General features: G+C 67.5%; 15 protein-coding genes and 3 pseudogenes. 9 read left to right on the top strand and 9 right to left on the bottom strand.

The window, feature by feature from the left end; all coding sequences use genetic code 11:
• The coding region (locus E1182_RS08395) for a transposase (protein ID WP_243706104.1) at positions 1–410 on the top strand (410 nt) is incomplete at its 5' end.
• A gap of 208 nt (positions 411–618) precedes the next feature.
• Here the strand turns inward: E1182_RS08395 and E1182_RS31615 are convergent.
• From E1182_RS31615 to E1182_RS08365, 6 genes and pseudogenes are all read right to left on the bottom strand, one after another.
• Positions 619–1,078: pseudogene (locus tag E1182_RS31615) on the bottom strand (IS5 family transposase); the annotation flags it as partial.
• A 229-nt stretch (positions 1,079–1,307) separates the two neighbouring features.
• A complete protein-coding gene (locus E1182_RS08380; RefSeq protein ID WP_132262696.1) occupies positions 1,308–3,578 on the bottom strand; it encodes a carbohydrate-binding protein in 2,271 nt (756 codons plus the stop codon).
• A 14-nt stretch (positions 3,579–3,592) separates the two neighbouring features.
• Positions 3,593–3,727 (bottom strand): hypothetical protein, encoded by a 135-nt coding sequence (locus tag E1182_RS32700; protein WP_256370822.1) that lies wholly within the window; start codon positions 3,725–3,727, stop codon positions 3,593–3,595.
• Positions 3,728–4,143: 416 nt separating this feature from the next.
• Positions 4,144–4,950 (bottom strand): carbohydrate ABC transporter permease, encoded by an 807-nt coding sequence (locus E1182_RS08375; RefSeq protein ID WP_207921316.1) that lies wholly within the window; start codon positions 4,948–4,950, stop codon positions 4,144–4,146.
• Positions 4,951–5,033: 83 nt separating this feature from the next.
• Positions 5,034–5,978 (bottom strand): carbohydrate ABC transporter permease, encoded by a 945-nt coding sequence (locus E1182_RS08370; RefSeq protein WP_132262692.1) that lies wholly within the window; start codon positions 5,976–5,978, stop codon positions 5,034–5,036.
• A gap of 8 nt (positions 5,979–5,986) precedes the next feature.
• The gene (locus E1182_RS08365) at positions 5,987–7,342 is read right to left on the bottom strand and encodes a sugar ABC transporter substrate-binding protein (RefSeq protein WP_132262690.1); all 1,356 of its coding nucleotides are present in this window, start codon (positions 7,340–7,342) and stop codon (positions 5,987–5,989) included.
• A gap of 118 nt (positions 7,343–7,460) precedes the next feature.
• Between E1182_RS08365 and E1182_RS32060 the strand changes: the two genes are divergently transcribed.
• The 3 genes and pseudogenes from E1182_RS32060 to E1182_RS32045 all read left to right on the top strand — a co-directional run bounded on the left by E1182_RS32060 (position 7,461) and on the right by E1182_RS32045 (position 8,929).
• Positions 7,461–7,913 (top strand): beta-galactosidase, encoded by a 453-nt coding sequence (locus tag E1182_RS32060; protein WP_243706103.1) that lies wholly within the window; start codon positions 7,461–7,463, stop codon positions 7,911–7,913.
• Between the two features lie 69 nt (positions 7,914–7,982).
• Positions 7,983–8,482, top strand: a pseudogene (locus E1182_RS32055) (beta-galactosidase); the annotation flags it as partial.
• A 48-nt stretch (positions 8,483–8,530) separates the two neighbouring features.
• Positions 8,531–8,929, top strand: coding sequence for a Beta-galactosidase C-terminal domain (locus E1182_RS32045; RefSeq protein WP_165942551.1), 399 nt, complete (start codon positions 8,531–8,533; stop codon positions 8,927–8,929).
• 137 nt (positions 8,930–9,066) lie between these two features.
• Here E1182_RS32045 and E1182_RS08345 read toward each other — a convergent pair whose 3' ends face one another.
• The gene (locus tag E1182_RS08345; RefSeq protein WP_207921315.1) at positions 9,067–11,220 is read right to left on the bottom strand and encodes a carbohydrate-binding protein; all 2,154 of its coding nucleotides are present in this window, start codon (positions 11,218–11,220) and stop codon (positions 9,067–9,069) included.
• 306 nt (positions 11,221–11,526) lie between these two features.
• Between E1182_RS08345 and E1182_RS08340 the strand changes: the two genes are divergently transcribed.
• Positions 11,527–13,446, top strand: coding sequence for a glycosyl hydrolase 53 family protein (locus E1182_RS08340; RefSeq protein ID WP_132262684.1), 1,920 nt, complete (start codon positions 11,527–11,529; stop codon positions 13,444–13,446).
• A gap of 132 nt (positions 13,447–13,578) precedes the next feature.
• Here the strand turns inward: E1182_RS08340 and E1182_RS08335 are convergent, their stop codons facing one another.
• Positions 13,579–14,544 carry a PaaX family transcriptional regulator C-terminal domain-containing protein gene (locus E1182_RS08335; protein WP_132262682.1) on the bottom strand — a complete coding sequence of 322 codons (966 nt, stop codon included), beginning with the start codon at positions 14,542–14,544 and terminating at the stop codon, positions 13,579–13,581.
• 338 nt (positions 14,545–14,882) lie between these two features.
• Between E1182_RS08335 and E1182_RS08330 the strand changes: the two genes are divergently transcribed.
• Complete coding sequence (locus E1182_RS08330) at positions 14,883–16,484, top strand: BNR repeat-containing protein (RefSeq protein ID WP_207921314.1); 1,602 nt, start codon at positions 14,883–14,885, stop codon at positions 16,482–16,484.
• A gap of 100 nt (positions 16,485–16,584) precedes the next feature.
• Positions 16,585–18,141 (top strand): RICIN domain-containing protein, encoded by a 1,557-nt coding sequence (locus E1182_RS08325; protein ID WP_132262678.1) that lies wholly within the window; start codon positions 16,585–16,587, stop codon positions 18,139–18,141.
• A 688-nt stretch (positions 18,142–18,829) separates the two neighbouring features.
• On the opposite strand, the pseudogene E1182_RS08320 reads toward E1182_RS08325, so the two are convergent.
• Positions 18,830–19,099: pseudogene (locus E1182_RS08320) on the bottom strand (MarR family winged helix-turn-helix transcriptional regulator); the annotation flags it as partial.
• A gap of 205 nt (positions 19,100–19,304) precedes the next feature.
• Here E1182_RS08320 and E1182_RS08315 point away from each other — a divergent pair.
• Complete coding sequence (locus tag E1182_RS08315) at positions 19,305–19,685, top strand: DoxX family protein (protein ID WP_132262674.1); 381 nt, start codon at positions 19,305–19,307, stop codon at positions 19,683–19,685.
• A 251-nt stretch (positions 19,686–19,936) separates the two neighbouring features.
• Positions 19,937–20,167, top strand: a complete 231-nt coding sequence (locus E1182_RS32930; RefSeq protein ID WP_371687525.1) for a transposase — start codon at positions 19,937–19,939, stop codon at positions 20,165–20,167.
• The last annotated feature ends 59 nt before the right edge of the window (positions 20,168–20,226 follow it).

Here is a 20,226-nt window from a genome sequence, read left to right as displayed (position 1 = left end):
CACCCGACCCCACCCCCAGCCGGCCCGCCGGTGAACTGTCCGGGCACTTCTTCGCCCTGCGGGTGCGTCCCGCCGGCCGGGTGATCCAACGCGGACCGCACCGCCGTGAGGACGGTGTCCTGCCCGAATGCTGGCTGCTCGTGCAATGGCCTCCCGGCCAGGACGAACCCAGCGACTACTGGCTGTCCGACCTACCCGCCGACACACCCCTTGCCGAGCTGGTCCGCCTGGCCAAGAGCCGCTGGCGCGTCGAACACGACTACCGCGAACTCAAAACCGCCCTCGGCCTCGACCACTTCGAAGGCCGCTCCTGGATCGGCTGGCACCGCCACGTCACCCTCACCGCAGCCGCCCAACTGTTCCTCACCCAACTGAGGCTGACACACCCAAAAGCAGCAGGGCAGACCTGAGCCTCTACGCCGTCCTCCGCGACCTGCAGTACTTACTCGCGACCTGGCTCGGGTTCTGCCCCCTCTGCCGCCAACTCGTCCCAACCTAACAAAGCGCTACTAGTCGCACACCGGGGTCAGCGCAGCAGCCAGTCATCCAATCCGGGTCGACGTCTATCGATTGGCAGTTGGCCGTTCGACCGGAACACATCTGATGCAGCGCGCGACACTGCGGGCTGTCGCCGCGCTGCCCGGCCGTCACCAGCACGGCCATCAGCTTGCGGCCCTGCTCGCACGCCAGGTGCGTCTTGGTGGTCCAGCCTCCCTCACCGGCCGAGCCCATGATCTGCCGGCTCGGCCTGCACACCACCGGGCGGCTCCTGCACCTCGCCGTCACGGCGGGCTCCGGCGGCGCGCTGATCGGCACGGCTGATGGTCGAGCCCACGCTCAGCGTCCACCCGATCAACCCGACCGCGTCCGACCGGGCCTGCAGCAAGGCCAGGATCCGGGCCCAGACGCCGTCACGCTGCCATCGGCGAAACCATCGATACAAGGTTTGCCACGGCGGATACACCGACGGCACATCACGCCACGGTCAGCCGGTCCGCACCCGCCACCGGATCCCGTCGATGAGGGCTCTCAGTGTCCATCTGCGCGGCCGATCACGACCCGTTCCGGCCGGCAGCAACGACTCAAGGACCGCCCACCGCCCATCGGTGAGGCCGTGTCGCCTCGCGGCCCGCGACGCTCGGCACGAGGTCTCCGGTGTGAAGTTCTAGCTTGGTCGCTGAACCAACTACCGGAGACCTCTTCAGTTATCCATCGCCGCCACGCCGCGACATCGACGCGCTACGAAACACGGTCTAGGGGTGCCCGTTGGGGCGCGCCGGCCCAGCGGCCGGCGCGCCCGAACCGAGTCAGCGGACGTGGATGTTCGGTTGCGGCGGGGTGGTCATGCCGTTGCCGAGGAAGAAGCTCGGGTGCGGCGGCTGGTTGTAGGTGGTGTTCTGCCAGGCGATCGCGACGCGGTACTGGGCGTCGTGCAAGAGTGTGTAGATGCGCCGGTCGGTCTGGATGGGGGTGGAGTAGATGCGCAGGGCGTTGTTGTCGTCACGCGGCAGGATGATCTCTTCGCGCCAGTCGCCGAACAGGTCACCCGACAGCGACGGAGTGGATTTGCTGCCGTTGACGGAGTGGGCGCCGGAGCCGGTCATGAGGCGGGTGTCGCCGCCGGTGCCGTACTTGTCGACGTAGTTGCCGTTGAGCAGTTCCCGGATCGGGTCGCCGTCCCACCAGGCAAGGAAGTTGTAGCTGCTCGGGTTGCGACCGACGTTGGTACCCGAGGCGCTGAGCAGGTTGCCCAGTCCGGTGCCGGTGCCCCAGAATTCGGCGCCGGCGTTACCGGCGTAGATGTCACCGGCCACACCACGGGCCGGGCCCTCGCAGCCGCAGGAGTTGTTCCTCTGCAAGATGACCGAGCCGTTGTTGGCATCCCGTAACGTCGCCGCCGGGCTGGAGCTCGACTCGTGGATCATCCAGATCTCTTGGCCAGGCCGGCTGGGGACGAGGTCGCCGACGTGCAGCGCGTCGCCGTGACCGTAGAAGCTGGTGGTGTAGCGGCCGGTGCCGTTGGCGTTGATGGTCATACCGCCGAAGATGATCTCGTCGGTACCGTTACCGTCGACGTCGGCGATGGACAGCGAGTGCGCCCCCCGGCCGGTCCACTGACTACCGGCCGTGCGGGAGTCGAACTTCCACCGCAGTGACAGTTGACCGCTGCGGAAGTCGTAGGCCGCGATCGCGGTCTTTTCGTAGTAGCCGCGGCTCATGATGAGAGTGGGACGCTGACCGTCGAGGTAGGCGGTCCCGGCCAGGAACCGGTTACCGCGGTTGCCCTTGGTGTCGCCCCAGTCGGCGATGTTGCCCCGGGCCGGTTCGTAGTTCACCGTCGAGCGCACCGCACCGGTAAGCCCGTCGAACATCGTCAAGAACTCCGGTCCGGCGTTAACGTGCCCGGTTGAGTTGCGGTGCAGGGCGTTGGCGTCGCCGATCACCTGTCCGGTGCCGGAGCGGGTCCCGTCGGCGGTCTTGACCGCCATCTCAGCCCGGCCGTCACCGTCGTAGTCATAGACCTGGAACTGGGTGTAGTGGGCGCCGGCCCGGATGTTACGGCCCATGTCGATGCGCCACAGCCGGGTGCCGTTGAGCCGGTAGGCGTCGATGTAGACGTTGCTGGTGACCCCGTCCTGGGCAGGGTCCTTCTGATCGGAGGGGTCCCACTTGAGGAAGATCTCGTACTGGCCGTCGCCGTCCGCGTCACCGACGCTGGCGTCGCCGGCGGTGTAGTTGCTGCCCGGCCGGGAGATCGGCACGTCCAGGTAGTTGCCGCCGGCGAACCGCAGCGAGGCCTCCGACGCCGCCTGCTCGACCCCGTTGACGACCGCGCGGACCGTGTACGACGCGTCGGCCGCGGCGCCGGAGTCCAAGTAGTTGGTGGAGTTGGTGATCGGCGACGAGTTCACCTTCGTCGCACCGCGGTACACGTTGAAGCCCGTGTTCGCGGCCTCGGTGCCCAGCAGCCGCCAGGAGACCAGGTTGCCGCTGCCCGACCGCACGCTGATCAGGCCGCGGTTCAGGTCCTCCATCTGCTTGCCCGATCCGGGCGGCGGCGAACTGGGCGGTGGCGACGTGGGTGGCGGGCCACCGACCTCGAAGTCGACGTAGTCGATGTTGGCAAGGCCATTGGCCGTGGTCGGGCTGAGCCGGATCGTGTTGCTGCCGGCGTTCACCGATACGGTCAGCGTCGTGGTGGCCCAGGTCGTCCACGCGCCGGTGCCGTTGAACGCGGCACCCGACTGCGCGACCGCGCCGTTGACCAGTACGTCCGCCGGACGGTTGCTGGTCGCGCCGTTGGCGTACCGCACCGCTACGGTGGCCTCCCCGGCGACGGACGCGGTCACCGTGAACTGCGCCACCGCCCCGACCGCGTTGTTGGCGTTGCAGAATCCAATGCCGGAGTAGCCGGTGTGGTTGGACTCGATGACACCGTCACATGTGGAGGGCGCGGTTTCGGCCTCGTAGCGGGTCGCCGCCGCGGAAGCCGCCGCGGCGGTGAGCACCCCTGCGCCCGCCACCGCTATCACCGCGCCGGCGGACAGCAACGCGACGCGTTGTCTGCGTGAAAACATGATGATCTCCAGAGTCAGATGATGGCGAAGCCCATCACGGGCTGTGCGGGTGGGTATTGGGGGTGGCCGGCGTTCCGCCGCCGACGAAACCGAACGTCGTCGATCTTGACGTCCGCGTCCTTGACGAAGGCCGCGCGTTGCATCGACACGATGACTCCTTCGTGGGATCCATTGGGTACCTCAACCGGCCCCGCCCCACCGGCTACCGCTCGCAGCGGATCAGGACATGCCAGCACCGGCACGGAAACGGCCCAAGCGTTCGGCGGGCAGCTGCGTCCGTGGTCGGCCGCTCAGGGCAGCGTGGCCCTCGTTCTGGTGCCCTACTCAGCACGCGCCGTGAGCGCTCCCATTCACATGTATCAAATAGTGTCACCGTCGGAGAGCTACTTGTCAATCGACGGATGTCAAAGCCCGTGCCGAGTGCCGGAATGTCGATCACGGCGCCCACCTGCCCGAACGACGTCAACGGGCCGCTTGACGTCACCACGAAGCGGCGTCCTTGGACGCGGCTGGGGCGTGGTCGATCCGGGCGACGAAGACGTCAGCGGTGTCGGTGCGTCGTGAGTTATCCCTTCACACCGGAGCTGAGGACGCCGCGGATGAAGTAGCGCTGCGCGAACAGGAAGATGACCAGAACGGGTACCACGTAGAGCGTGGCGGCGGCCGCTTGCAGCATGGTGTCGGGGTTGCCGTGCGGGTCGCGGTAGAACGCCGAGATGGCCACGGACAGCGTGGTGTGGTCGGGGTCGAGGAAGAGGGCGGGGGCGATGTAGTCGCCCCAGATCCAGGTGAACGAAAGCAGGAACGAGGTCACCAGCACGGGCCGGGACAGTGGCAGGAAAATCTGCAGGAAAATCCGGCCGTATCCGCAGCCGTCGATGATCGCCGCGTCCTCCAGCTCCGCGGGGATGGCGGCGAAGAACTGGCGGAACAGGAACACGAGGTACGGCGAAGCGGCGAGGCCCCACAGCACCCACGGCCAGTACGTGTTGACCAGCCCGACCCGCGCGAACAGCACATAGGTGGGAATCAGCGTGAGGATCTGCGGCAACATCATGGTGGAGAGCAGCACCATGAACAGAGGACGCTTGCCCCGCCCGCGTAGCCGTGCGAAACCGAAGCCGACGGCCGCGCTGGAGAACGTCACCAGCACCGCGTACAGAAACGACAGGAAGAGTGAGTTCCCGAGGTACGCCGCAAAGTTTATTTCGGTGAGCGCCTGTGCGAAGTTTCCCCATTGCGGATTCTCCGGCAGGATCTTCGCCGGGATCGCGACCCACTCCGTCTTGGTCTTCAACGCGGCGAGCACCAGCCAGGCGAACGGTCCGGCGAACAGCACCGCCAGCGTCATCAGCAGAAGGTAGGTACCCACCGCGTTGGCCGTGCGCCGGGGTCGCCGCGCCGGTGCCGGCGAGGCCCGTTTGATCGCCGGGCGTGCGGGGTCACGGACAATCGTCATCGTTCGCCCTCGCTGTCGACCTGGTAGTGCACCCACAGCCGGCTGGACCGCAGCACCACGAGGGTGATGGCCAGGATGACCACGAAGAACACCCAAAGCATGGCGGAGCCGTAGCCGTACCGGTTGTTGTTAAAGAACTCCTCGTAGACCTGCACCATGTACAGGTGGGTGCTCTGCGGCACCAGGGCCACCGAGCCGACCTGGTTGGACTCGGCGAGCAGCAGCGGCTGGATGACGATCTGGAAGGACGCGATGATGCCGGTGACCACCTGGAAGAAGATGACCGGCGAGATCATCGGCACGGTTACGTGGCGAAACACGTGCCAGCGGCTGGCGCCGTCGACGACCGCCGCCTCCTCCAGCTCGGCCGGCACACCCTGGAGAGCGGCGAGCATGATGACCATGCCACCGCCCAGTCCCCACAGGGTGAGGATGATCAGCGCGTAGAACGCGTTCGGGTCGACCAACCAGGCGGTCGGTCCCACGCTGACCTTCTCGAGTATCGCGTTGAGGATGCCGGCGTCCCGGTTGAAGATCAGCTTCCACATGATCGCCATGGCCACCACCGGCACCACCGAGGGCAGGAAGAAGATCGTCCGGAACAGACCGACGGCCTTCAGCCGTCGGTTGAGCAGCACGGCCAGGCCCAGCCCGCCGGCCACCATCAACGGCACCGTGATCGCCGTGTACGCCAGCGTGCGGACCAGGCTGGCGATGACGTCCGCGTCGCGTACCAGCTCGGTGTAGTTGCGCAGGCCGACCCAACGCCACCGGCTGTTGCGGCCGTTGAAGTTGGTGAAGCTGACCAGCAGCGCGTACCCGAGCGGCAACGCGGTGAGCAACGCGAAACCGAGGACCCAGGGCGAGACGAACAGGTAGAAGGTCCGGCTGGGATACCGCGACCAGCGCCGCCGCCCGCGTCCCGCCCTTTCCGCTTCCATGGCGACCACTATCCGATCTGATCCTTGCCCTGCTTGAGCAGTTTGTTGATCTCGTCGGTGATCGCCTTGCCGGCGGCGTCGACGGTGATCTCCTTCTTGATCGCGCGGGTGATGTGCTTGTCGAGCACGGGCGACCAGCCGCCCCCCGTTATGTATGGCGAGTCCGGCAGTTGCGCGACGTGCGACAGTTCGGCCTGCGTGGTCTGGTAGGCCTGCTTCTGATACGGCAGATCCTGCGGCAACAGCGACAGTTGCGACTTCAGGCCCGGCAAGCCCCACCCACTCTTGGCCCGCTCCTCCGACGGTGGCCCGGCCATGAAGTACTCCATGAACTTCCAGGCCTCGTCCTTGTGCCTGGCCTTGGCCGGGATCATGGCCCCCCAACCGACGTACGTAGGGCTGATCCGCTTGTCGCCCATCACCGGCGCCGGCGCCATCGCCACGCTGTTCTTGATTTCCTCGGACTCCTTGACGAAGTTGCCGCCGTACCAGTAGCCGTCCTGGGTGATCGCCATCCGCTTGGCCAAGAACAGCGACAGGTCGGCGCCGTCCGGGGCCGGGTCGAGGGTGGTCGGCCCGACGCCCGCCTGCCCGAAGTCGACGTACCACTGGATGGCCCGCCTGGCCTCCGGCGTGGTCATGTCGGTCTCGGTCAGGTCGGCGTTGTAGACCTGCCCACCTTGCTGAAGGATCATCATGAAGATCGGTGAGGACAGTCCCCACGCCCACTCCACGCCGAGGCCGTACACCTGGGTCTTGCCGCCGCTCTTCTTGGTCAGCTTCTTCGCGATCTCCAGCAGCTCGTCGTACGAGATGGGCTCGGTAGCGCTCAGCGGCGGGATCTTGGCCTGCTCGAACAGCGCCCGGTTGTACCAGAGCGTCGCGTCCTGGCTCCAGTCCTTGGTGATGCCGTAGTACGGACCCTGGCCGGTGCGCGTGCCGTCCCAGCGGAAGCTCTCGTTGACCGCCATCAGGTTGTCCTTCTTCAGCACCGTGCTCTTGTCCAGGTACGGGTCGAGAGCGGTGGTCAAGCCCTGGGCGTTGCTGGCGGCGCTGCCCACCGCCGGCGCGCGGACGAAGTCCGGCGGCTCGTTGGAAGCCAGCATCGCGTTGAGCCGCGTCTCGTCGTACTCAATGAAGCTGATCTTGATGCCAGGGTGCTTCGCCTCGAAATCGGCGATGTGCTCCTTGGTCAGCTCGTTGTTCTTGTACATGACGGTGAGCGTCACGGTCTTGCCGTCACCGGACGAATCGCCACCCGAGCTCGCGTCACACGCGCCGAGCAGCGGCACACCGAAGGCGCCGCCCGCGACGAGCGCCGAACCGGTGAGGAAGCGGCGCCGGCTGATGTCTCTATCGAGCATGGAGCTCTCCTCCGTTAACCCGGCCGAAATATTCCGTGAGCGTTCACAATGTTCGCCTCACCTCGCATGTGTGTCAATACACGCACCTGCCGCTCTCGTAAGCGTTGAGTGTTGTGTCATGATGACGGGCATCTCTGTGGGCGCGCACAACCTGGAGGCCTATGAACGGCGGCACGCGCGCGCTGCCCCGCCTCGGGAAGATCGGGTATGGCGGGACCACAACCCCGAGCAGTGGCCCGAGCCGGTGTGGCGCGAGGACGTGCGGCTCATGCGCGAGGCGGGCGTCAATCAGGTGAGCGTAGGGATCTTCGCGTGGGCGCTGCTGGAGCCCTCCCCTGGCGAGTACGACTTCGGCTGGCTGGACCGGATCATCGCGCTGCTGCACGGCGTCGGCATCGCAGTCAACCTCGCCACCCCCACGGCCGGACCGCCCGCGTGGTTCCTCCGGCGCCACCCGCAGGCCCGCCAGGTAACCCGGGAAGGGCACATACTCGGCGGCGGCGCCCGGCACGGGTTCTGCCCCAGCTCACCGGCTTACCGGGCCGCGGACCGGGATCGCCCGTGCGACTAGGCACGGACCTGTCCAGTCTGGACGAGCTGGTCGGCACCAGGGTCGTGCCGGACATCGCCATCGTCTGGGATTGGGGAGGCGTGGTGGGCGCTCGAGCTCGAGTGGCGCCCCTCGGTCGACCTCGGCTACCTCGACCGGCTGTCCGCCTACGAGGTCGCCTGGCGGGCGCACCGCACCGTCGACTTCGTTCGCCCGGACAGCCGGCTTTCCGGGTATCCGATGGTGCTGGTGCCGAGCCTGTACCCGACGTCGTCGGCCGCCACGGCCAATCTGTCCGCCTACGTCCGGGACGGCGGGACGCTGGTCGTTTCCTACTTCTCCGGCATCATCGACGAGACCGACGCCGTGCACCCCAGCGGCTATCCGGGCGCCCTGCGCGATCTGCTCGGCCTGGCCGTGGAGGAGTTCCTGCCGTTGCGGACCGGTTCGGCCGTGCGGCTGGATGGTGACTTGACCGCGGATGTCTGGACCGAACGGTTCGCCCTCGCCGGGCCGAGCCGGTGCGACGATATCTGGACGGCCCGGCCGCCGGCGGCGCCGCCGTCACCCGGCACCGCTTCGGCGCAAGCACCGCCTGGTATGTATCCACCCGTCTGAACCGCCGCGACCTCGACGCCGTGCTGGCCGAGGCCGGGCTGGTCCCCCGTGACGGCGTGCCGGACGGCGTGGAGCTGGCCCACCGGGCAGGCGACTCCGCCAGTTACATCATCGCCATCAACCACATCGACCGCGACGTGGAACTGGCCGCGACCGGTAAGGAATTGATCACCGGCACCCCGTGCCACGGGACACTACCGGTACCGCCGGAGACGTCCGCGTCCTGCGCACTGCTTCGTGAGCTCGGGCCCGCGCGCAGAACGCGCGGGGCCCGGGCGCGACCGAACCGGCACGACGACCAGGGCACCCGCCGTGGTGAGGACGATGGCCCTGGCTCCCGCGCGGCGGGTGAGCGTTCGTCGAGAAGGGTGCACCTCATCGCCTCCTGCGATACGGGGGCGGCAGGGCGGATCCCGTGATACGGCTGTCAGACTCGCCAGCGCGTCCGCGGCACCGCTTGCCCGGATCCAGCGGTGCCGCGGACGCTCCGGCCTTACCAGTGGTTAGGTCGGATTTCGTTGGCGGTGGTCAGGTCACCGTGCCTGCGGACAGCAGGTCAGGCGGCGCCGACGGTGAGGTGGTCGATGTTGGGCAGTCCGTCGGCAACGGTTGGACTCAGCTGGATGGTGTTGCTGCCGGCGTTGAGCGAGGCGGTCAGCGTCTTGGTAGCCCATGTCGTCCACCCTCCGGTGGTCTCGAACGAGACCGTCGCTACGGTCGAACCGTTGACGATCAGGTTCGCCGTCCGCAGCCCGCTGGCGCCGTTGGCGAACCGGACCCCGAGCGTCGCGGTGCCGGCCGCAGCCGCAGTGGCCGTGAACTGCGCGTACGCGCCGATCGCGGCGCTGGCGTTGCAGAATCCGGTGCCGGTGAAGCCGGCGTGGTTGGAGTCGATCGTGCCCTGGCACACCGCCGGCGCCGTCTCCGCCTCGTACCGCTGCCCCGGCGTCGGATCAACGCCGGACGTCCTGACCAGTGCGAGGTCGTCGACGGTGAGGGTTCCGCTGCTGGTTCGGATGGTGACGGTGGCGGCGCCAGCGGCCAGCTGGAATTCCGCAGAGTCGCGCCGGGTCCAGCCGCTGGATGACGGGATGCTCAGCGTACGCGTGGCGCCGCTGGCGTCGGTGACCGACAGCTGCGCGCCGCTCACCGAGCCGGAGGTCTTGGCGTACGTGGACAGTCGGTAGGTGCCGGCCGGCACGGTGATTTGTTGCCGGACACCGGCCGATCCGGAGCCGAGCTGCAGCGCGAAGCGGCTGCCGTTCGCGCCAGGGCTGACGTTGGTCACGCCCCCGCCGGTGTTGGTCCACCCCCGCACCTGCGACACAACGACCCGGTCAGCCTGGACGTTCGGGTTCAGAATGTAGTTGTTGGCCGGACCGACCCGCCACTCCCCGGTCGTGGCGTTGAACTGCCACTGGCTCACCGAGTGGAACTGCGGCCGCGAGCCGGTCCTGGTGATCGGCACCCACTGGTTGTAGCCGATCCCGTTCCACGCGAAGTCCGCCCACCGGTCACCGGCGTAGATCACCGTCGTCTGCTTGGTGCCCTTGACCGTCACGAAGAACCCGGTCTGGGTCACGTGGCTGTAGTCCATCTCGGTGCCGGCGAGAACGTACTCACCCGAGTAACCGCTCTGGACGCTGCTCGACTCCATCACGTAGTTGACTGAAGTGTTCCAGCCGTGCAGGTCCGACGCCGCGTGGTAGTACTTGCCGTCGAGCTTGAACATGGCGTTGCCCTCGCGTCCGGAGGAGTTGCGACCGATCTCCGCTCCCGGCTCGATCCGCAGCGAGTCGGACTCCCTGAACTTGCTGACAAAGGCGCGAGAACGTCCTTCTCGGTTGGAGAAGATCAGGTAGTCCTTGCCGTCCTCGTCGGTGAACACGGTCTGGTCCCCGGTGCCCGTCGTCGGCGAGTTGACGACCTGGGTCTGGAAGTAGGCGTAGTCGAAGGTGTCGGTGGGCGAGTCGCCCTGCAGGAACAGGACCCCGTGCCCGCCTCCGACATAGGCCTGGGTGGCCAGCACGTACTTGCCGGTGTTCTCGTTGTACGAGACCCCAAGCCGCCCGACCCATCCTGCCTGACCAAGGGTGGCCCCGTTGTTGATCGGGGTCGAGCGCGTCGCGACCCGGTTCTCGAACTTCCAGTTCACCAAGTCCCTTGAGGAGTACACGGGGATCGAGACGAACGAGACCTGGTTGTCGTACTTCCTGGTCGGGTTGGCTCGGTAGCTCTCAGCGCCCAGGTAGTGCACGCCGTACCAGTAGTAGGTGTCGCCGAACTTGAAGACGCCCCCGCCTTGCGAATAGATGGGGTTGCCGCTGGTGTCGTTCCAGAAGGTGTTGTTCGTGATGGTCTGGAAGGTGCCCTCGTCGGCCGCCTCCAGCGCGCCGGCGGCGCTCATGAGCGCCGTCTTCGCGGCGGCGATTTCCGGCGCGGTCGCCGATGCGTCGGCGGCGACATCGGTTGCGGTTTTCAACGCCTTGGCGAAGGGCGCCCAGGAGTCGCTGGTGTACCTGCTCGCGGAGCGGGTCTTGTAGTCCGCGACCAGACTCCCCAGGCCCCCCACCTGTTCTGCTGAGACGGCATCGCCGCTGGGCGTGCTCTCCGCCGCGGCGTCGCCAGCTGCCACCGCCACCGACATGAACAGCATCGCGGCGGCGGCCAGTGCCCCGCGTTTCAATGTCTTGCGCGTGGTACGGATCATGACGCTGCCTTTCACTTGTCGTCGTCTGTGCTGGTCGCCGCGCGCAGGGCGCTGCGGCGTAGCCACGGCCAGCGAGGGCGAACGGTGTCGTCGGCGCGTGTCGTAGGGCACCGTCCGCGGCGGCGTTCGCCTGCCGGGTAGCGAGCAGGACCACACCTTCGCCTCGATGTGCCCGCTGTGTGCCCTGTGAGCGCTCCCACATAAATGTATCGATGAGTGTTACCGTCGGACGCACACTTGTCAATCGATAGACATCGACGTGCAACGTGGTTCTGACAGCAGAGCCCGCACGGGTTAGGAGAAGGTATGGGGGTCAGGAACCCCGCTCGCACAGCCGTGGCGGCGACCGCGTTCGCTGCCCTGGCGAGCGCGGGGATGCTTGCGGCGCCCACCCCGGCGCACGCCGTCTTCGGCACCGTGGACATCAAACCCATCGAAAGCAACATCGCCGCCAAGTCCTGGGCCTCGGCGACGGCCAGCAGCGGCGCGTCCACCGCCCGCCTGGCCACCGATGGCGACCCAATGACGTCCTGGTATGCGGACAGCCCCGGCGCCCACCAGCGGCTGACTGTCGACCTTGGCGGCGCCTACGACAACCTACGCAAGGTCAGGGTGGTCTTCCCGGACCGTGGCGCGGTATACCGGTACGTCGTCGAGGCCTCGTCCGACGCTCGCCGGTGGAAGACGATCGCCGACCGATCCCGCAACCGAACCGCCTCGCGGGGGGCGGTGCACCTGTTCACCCGGCCGGATACGCGCTTCGTTCGGCTCACCATCACCGGCGCGTCCCGGCACGCCAAGGTCGGCGTCAGCGAGATACAGGTCTTCAACTACCTGCGCGACGACCTCACCCTCGGCGCCGACATGTCCTGGGTGGACGACTTCCAGACCCGGCAGTACTGGGTCAACCCTCTGGCCGCCGACCGGGGCGCCGGGCCCCACCTACTCGACGTGGCCAAAGACCGCGGCATGGAGTACGCCCGGCTGCGGATCTTCAACGAGCCGCGAGACGAGACCACCGGCCAACTAACGCCGATCCCCCGCCAGGGCCCGGAGCGGTCCCTGCAGTCAGCCCAATGGATCAAGGAACGAGACATGGGCCTCGGCATCGACTTCCACTACGCGGACTCCTGGGCGGACCCGAGCAAGCAACCCAAACCCCGCGCCTGGGCCGAACTGGACTTCGACGACCTCACCGAGTCCGTGTACGACTTCACCGCCGACTACCTGCGCCGGCTGATCCGGCAGGGCACCAGACCGGACAAGGTCGCTGTCGGAAACGAGATCATCAACGGCTTCATGTACGGCAGCGAGGCGGCTCTCATCGGCACCACCAACCCGCCGTACTTCACCAACGAGGCCGACGTCTACCAGTCCAAGCCCGGCGGTGGCCTGCTGTGGCGGTACTGGGGATCGACCGACCCGGCCGAGCAGCAGCTGTACGACCAAGCATGGGACCGGTTCACCACCCTGGCCGCGTCCGGGATCGAGGCCGTCCGCGACGCGTCCCCGAAATCCAAGGTCGAGATCCACGTGATCGTCGACAGGAACCGCCTCGCCAAGACCATGGAGTTCTGGCACCAATTCCTCACCCGGGTCAAGGCAAAAGGCCAAAACCCCGACGTGCTGGCCATCTCCTACTACCCGGAGTGGCACGGCACACCCGAGGCACTGGACTTCAACCTACACACGATGGCGACCACCTACCCCGACTACGAGATCGACGTCGCCGAGACCTCCTACCCCGCCTCCGGCGGCGACGGCTCACCGCTGCCCAACTCGCCCTACCCGCGCACCATCCAGGGCCAGGCGGACGCGATCCAGCGGGTCTTCCAGGCCGCCAATGACGTGGTCAACAACCAGGGCAGCGCAGTGCTGGTCTGGGAACCGGCGGGATGGCAGACAATGTTCCGGGCCGTGCCCGAGCTACCCAACACCTGGGAGCCGCACGCGTCCATCAACGTGTTCAACGCCAGCCGAGCCAAGCACATCCTGGAAGACACCGTCTACACCGCCACCAGGATCGGCGCGATTCCGGCGCTACCCACCGCAATCCGCGTACTCACCACCGCGCGGGATACCCTCACCACCGTCCCCGTCCGATGGCAGGCGCTGCCGGCCAGAGCGACCGACGCGCCTGGTGAGGTGCTCGTCACCGGCATGACCAGGTTCGGTGCCGTAACGGCGGTCATCGACGTTGTCGAGCGTCCCGGGGCGCTTCCCTGACACCGGCCCTGTGACCGACTGTAAACGAGCGGGTCGCCGCGTCCTCTGGGCGCGGCGGCCCGCATGCTGACCCGGTAGTACGGCGTCCGCGTAAGGGCATCTGAGCCCGCCCGCCGTCTAGGTGTGGACCGCTCAGTCCGGGCCGTGGCGAACCCCGGCGGCCATGTGCGCGACCGTGTGTGCCTGGATGTCGGGCCAGGGCCCGTCCGCGACACGAGCAACCACCGAGCGGATGTGATCCTGCGCCGGTTCGAGCAGTCCGTCGTAGATCGCGACGAACACTGCCCGGGCACGTCTGCGTGGCCAGTCAGGCGGCATAAGGGCAACCGGCAGCATCGGGTCGAGCACCGGAAAGCGTCGGTAGACGTCCATCACCTCGGTACGGGTCCGGACCGCGGCCGCACCGGTCACCTCGCCGGCGGCTATCCGCGGCAGCAGCGGCCACCATCGATCGATGAACGTCTCATACGCTTTCGCGATGCCCGGCAGGTCCCAGGCCTCAACCGGACTGCGGTCAGCCTCCGCCTGCAGCTCCTGATGCTGCGCGCGGAACACCGTCACCGAGCCGCGCGCCGCAGCCGCCAGCTCTGCCCGCCCTGCCGGCGGCAACGGATCTGGCGAGATCCACACCCCGTCATACAACGGGGCATAACCATTCCAACGCAAGTGATCCCGTAGCGCACGCCGTCGCGTGCTCTCCTGCTCCGGCATGGAGAAGACCACGACCGTCCATGACCCGTCCCAGGATTCGGACTCTGCGCCAACAGCGCCGATGGCGGTGCCGCCTTTCGTCAGATCACTGGCGGCGCCCTCGGTCAGGCGGTACGAGCTGTGACGCCCCTGCCGACTGCCCTCCAGGATCCCCCGGCGGGCCAGCCTGCTGATGGCCGTGCGGGCGGCGCCACTGGTCACCCCGAACTCACCCAGCAGCGCCACGATCGCCGCTGAAGGCAGCCAGGCCCGGGTACGTACGGTGTAGTCGGCGATAAGGGTGACCGCCACGCCCTGGGCCGAGCTGCCCGACTGTCGGCGCCGCCGACGCTGCGATCCAGCGGCGACCTCGGGGAAGACCTCCTCGATATCAAACGGGCGTACCACTACGCGCTCCCGACGCCGGTGGGTGCAAGGGTCGTACCGACTGTAACGGGTGCCGCAGTCCACGCTGGTCATCGCGGGCGGCGAGGCCCCGGCCGTGACGGGTACCGGACTCTGCTCGGGTCAGCCAGCACCATCCATCCGGTCAATTTGACGCTTATCGATTGACAGTTAGAGGTTCGGCCGGAAGACTGTCTGACACATCATCGGCTGGGAGCGCTCACAGGGACCGTGGCCGAGCGGCCGCGCGCCGGCCATCGGCTCGATAGTGGCCCCGGGCTGTTGGGCTCCACCACACCCCTTGTCCGAGGTTCAGTCATGAAGAAAAATCACGGCACGCGGTGAACCGACGCCGCATCTCGGGAGCCAGGGGCAACAACTTCATCATGCGCGGGGTCAGTCACGCGCATGTCTGGTTCGCCATCGCCTGGAGCTTCTCCGGCGGCCAGACCCGTCACCCAGGCATGAAGGAGTCCGCAATGATCGGATCTCGAACGAGTGCTCCCCGAAGAGCCCTGACCGCGTCCATCCTCGTGGCGGGGCTTGCTATTCCAGTCACCGTCGCAACGGCAAGCAGCGCCCAGACGGCTGCGGCGCCGGCGGTCAACGCGGCAGTGGGGCCGACGGTGACGCGGTTGGCGGACACCGAGCTCGATCCACGGGCGCTGTACTTCGTGTCGTACGACGGCCTCGTGAACAACGCCTCCTACCAGCAGGACGGCATCCTCACCTTCGGCGGCTACCAGTACGCGGCGTGGTACACGTCCAGCCGCCGAGTGGTCGTCGCGCGCCGGCAGCTCCCGAGCGGGGCGTGGCAAACACTGCAGCTGGCCCACTCGTTGACGACGAACGACTCGCACAACTCCATCTCGCTCGGGGTGTCGCCGTCGGACGGGCGGTTACACGTGGCGATGGATACCCACGACAGCCGGGTCTTCTACGTCAAGTCCGAGGCCGGCCTCCTGACCGACGCCGGCTCCCGCAGCTGGACGGCGACCGCGTGGGGAGCAGTACAGCGCACGCTCGACGGCTTGGAACTGGGCGCCATCACATACCCACAGTTCGCCATCACCCCGGAACGCCGGCTGCAGCTCAGCTACCGCACCGGCGGCTCGGGCAACGGCACAAACGAACTGGTCGAGTACGACGGCTCCACCTGGCGCCGCCTTGGCCGGTGGTCGTCGGCCACGGGCAACTGGACCCAGCACGGCGCCACCAGCACGCGCCGCAACATGTACCTGCACGGCCTCACATATGGCTTAAACGGCCGGCTGCACGCCGCTTTCACCTGGCGGGAGCAGAACGCGGCGGTCATGTGCAACCGCGGCGGGCTCAGCAACCACGACACAGGCTATGTCTACAGCGACGACCGTGGCCGTACCTGGCGCAACAATGCCGGCCAGCAGGTCGGCACCACCAACGGCACCCTCGTGTCCGTCACCTCCCCCGGGCACGTCGTCGACGCGCTGAACGCCGACCACGCGCTGATCAACCAGGAGAGCCAGACCGTCGACTCCACCGGCCAGCCGCACGTGATCATCAGCTACGTGCCCGGCCGATTCACCCAGTGCGTCACCAACTTCACCAGCCAGCGCCGCTCGTACGCGCGCGCGTTCCACCTCGTCCGCAACGCGCAGGGTGCCTGGCGCAAAGTCGAAATCCCGGTGGCGTTGAACGCCTTTGGCCGTTCCCAGATCGTCCTCGACCGCGCCGACAACGCCTACGTGGTCCTGCCCTACGGACGCATCGTCACCGCCAGCAAAGCCAGCGGCTGGACCGATTGGACGCTCCGGTTCGACGGGTCCGGCCTGAACGCCTTCGGGGAGGTCGTCGTCGACCGCTCCCGGATGGCCACCGACGGGATCCTGTCCATCCTGTACCAGCGACGGTCGAGCGGCACCACACCCTCGTCAATTCGAGTCGTCGACTTCAGCCTTGGCTGACGCCGACAGCACTGGCTAACAAGAATTCGCAACTCCTCGGCGCGGGCGCTCGGGATCCGCGCGGGTCGCAAGACAACGACGGATCGATGGACGGCAAACGATGAAAGCTTCTCCCCTCCCGGCCCATAACCGCCGCCAACGCCGCCGCCCGGCTGCGCTGGCGCTGATCGGCGTGGCGATCGTCGCCGGCGCGGCTGTGCTGCTCGCGCCGCACGGGGCAAACGCGGCGACCATCGACACGTCGGCACACTACGAGATCGTGTCGCGGCACAGCGGCAAGCTGATCAATATCGCCGGCCAGTCCACCGCGGACGGCGCCGCGGTCGAGCAGTGGACCCGCACACAGCAGACCAACCAGCAGTTCCAGTTCGTCGACGCGGGCGGCGGCTACTACAAGATCCGGGCCCGCCACAGCGGCAAAGTGGTCGACGTGGCGAGCGCGTCCACGGCGAACGGTGCGAACGTCGTGCAGTGGGCCGACCACGGCGGGACCAACCAACATTTCAGGGTCGTCGACACCGACAGCGGCTACGTCAAGCTGATCAACCGCAACAGCGGCAAGGCGTTGGACGTGTGGGAGCGGTCCACCGCCGACGGCGCGCGGATCTCCCAGTACACCGACAACGGTACGACGAACCAGCAGTGGCAACTCGTCCGTGTCGGCACCGGCCCCAGTCCGAGCGTGACTCCAACCTCGAGCCCGGGTCCCGGTCAGAAGTACGCCGGCTATCTGTTCACCTACTTCACCGGCGAAAACACCTCCGCCGGTGAGCAGGTCTACTTCGCGCTCAGTCAGGGCAACGACTCGACCCGGTGGCGCCAACTCAACGGTGGACGCCCCGTGTTGACCTCAAGCATCGGGACCCGCGGGGTACGGGATCCGTTCATCATCCGCTCCCCGCAGGGCGACAAGTTCTACCAGATCGCCACCGACCTGCGGATCTACGGCAACGGCAACTGGGACGCCGCGCAGCGGACCGGCAGCAAGTCCATCGTGGTCTGGGAATCTACCGACCTGGTGAATTGGAGCACCCCACGGCTGCAGCGGGTCTCCCCCGACACGGCCGGCAACACCTGGGCGCCCGAGGCGTACTACGACGAGGGCCTCGGCCAGTACGTCGTCTTCTGGGCCTCGAAGCTCTACTCCGCCAGCGACCCGAACCACACCGGCACCACCTACAACCGGATGATGTACGCCACGACGAGCGACTTCAGGACCTTCAGCACGGCCCAGGTGTGGGTGGACAAGGGCTACTCGACCATCGATTCGACGCTCACCAAACACAACGGCACGTACTACCGGCTCACCAAAGACGAGCGGAGCAGCTCCCAGTCGGCGTGCGGCAAATTCATCCTCGAGGAGAAGTCCACCACCATCCTCAACCGCGGCTACTCGTTCGTCGCCGAATGCATCGGCCGAGGCACGATCAGCCAGGGCGAGGGCCCCACGGTATTCAAATCGAACATCGAAGAGCGGTGGTACATGTTCATCGACGAGTACGGCGGCCGCGGATACATTCCCTTCACCACCACCGACCTGAACTCCGGACAGTGGACCGCGATCTCCAGCTACACGATGCCCGGCCGGCCACGGCATGGCACGGTGCTGCCCATCACCCAGGCGGAGTACGACCGACTGCTCCAACGATGGGGCTGAGGGGCCGGCGCGGCGCGCCTCGCCCACCCGTCGAGATCGGCTGGACTGGTGACCGACAGCCCGCTACGAGACGGAACATCCCCCGCGGAGTACACCAGCACCATGACTCCAAAGGGGGTCGGGCCACTCAGGTGCCGGATTCTGCAACGGCAACAACGCGGTGGGTGCCTAACGGCCTCGTGCACGGTTGCGGATCCTTAAATGTCGATGGTCGTCGTTCCTGTCATGGTTGGTGCTGTGATCATGATGAATCGTCGGATGACGGGGCTGTCCCAGCTGGTGATCGAGGGCCGGGTCGGCGGTGCGCAGATGCCAGGGACACCGCCACGCCGGTGATCTTGCCGGGTGCGGTGCCACGCCGGACGATCGGCGCGATCTGGGGCGGCTGCGGGATGGCCTCTGGATCAGTCCACGAGCACGGCCCGGCTCGGCCAGGAAGCAGGGAGACCGTCCGCGTCGCCCCATCGGCGCCGCGATGCCGTCCACCAGCGGCTGCCGGCCATCGGGCAGGCACCGGTGCAGGAGGACCCCGCATGTACGCGTTGGCGTCGCCCAGTTCGGCGTGCAGGGTCTCCGCCGTGCCCTTCTCGGCCGCGTCCGGCAGCCGGTACCCCGCCTGCCCGGCGCGGTCGGCGCGCCGGGCGGGGTAGAGGACTGCCCTTCGGCGAGGTCGACGCCGGCGGTGTCATCAGTGCGAGGATCGCGGTGGCGCGTTGTCCAGTTGTTCGAGGATGCGGTTGGAGAGCCGTGCGAGGGTGGCGAGGTCATCCCGGCCGAGGGCGTCGATGACCAGGTGGCGGACCGTGGCTACATGGTGGGGTGCCGCGGCCTCGATGGTTTTGCGGCCGGCCGGTGTGATGGCGACGAAGGCACCGCGTCCGTCCTCCGAGCATTCTTCCCGGGCCACCAGGCCGCGTTTGATCATCCTGGCGCACGCCCTCGCCAGCGCCTGACGGGCGACCCGGCGGACCTCATTCCACCCATCTACCCCCCCTGGGCCCCGGCGTTCCCGCGAAAGGCCGCTTCCGTCCCGTCGTGACGGCTGCGGCTAACCCGACCTTGTCGCTGGTCACGGCTGTTGGAGCCGAGGTCGCGCCACCGGAGCGCATCGGGACGCATCACGACAACGTCGGGGCCCTGTCTTACCCCTGATTGGTCAACTCATGAACATCCCTTTATGGATTCTGGCCGGCCTGCTCGCCGCGCTCTTCCTGGCCACTGGCGGCGCGAAACTGGCCCAGCCGAAGGACAAGCTCGTCACCTCGCCGAACATGACGTGGGCCCAGGACTTCTCTCCCGGCACGATCAAGCTGATCGGCGCCCTGGAGGTGCTGGCCGCGGTCGGGCTGATCCTGCCCGCCGCGCTGGACATCATCCCCGTCCTGGTGCCGCTGGCCGCCGTCGGCCTCGTGCTGCTGATGGTCGGGGCAGCGATAACCCACGCCAGACGCAAGGAGCCCAGCGCGATCGTGACGAACCTTGTGTTGGCCTTGCTAGCCGGTGCGGTGGCGTGGGGCCGCTTCGGCCCGTACCCCTTCGCCTGATCGACAGCAGCATCTGTCAGGTGAGGATTCACCCACTGCGATCATGTCGGCGAAGTGGTCCTGGCCCGATGAGCCTGGCTTGATTTCCAGCTGCTGAGCGACGGCATCGACCCCGGCTGAGCACCGCCGCGGTCACGGCCCGCAGTACGCGGCGTTGAACCGCGGCCGGATCAACATCGACCGGCCGCGAGCTGCGGTGGTGGCGGTGCCGCTACCGCGGGCCGTGAAAGGGCGGATCGTGCTGGCGGTGGATGTGTGGTGCTGGTTGCGGCCGGAGCACACCTGCCCGCAGTGGGGTGCTGTGCCACACCTACGGGCGCGGCACGGACACCCACATCGGGGTTCCGGCCTGGCCATACTCGTTCGTGACCGCTCTGGAGGCCGGGCACACCTCGTGGACCGCGCCATGGGACGCCCGCCCGCTGGAACCCGGCGACGACGACGCCACGGTCACCGCCGGCCAGTTGCGGGACGTGGTGTAGGCAGAAAGGACAATCGATCAAGGGCTGTACCCTGATCAGCCGGGGTCGATGCCGTCGCC

This window comes from Micromonospora sp. KC721, assembly GCF_004348355.1.
Taxonomy (GTDB): domain Bacteria; phylum Actinomycetota; class Actinomycetes; order Mycobacteriales; family Micromonosporaceae; genus Micromonospora.
This window is presented reverse-complemented; position numbering and strand designations above follow the sequence as displayed.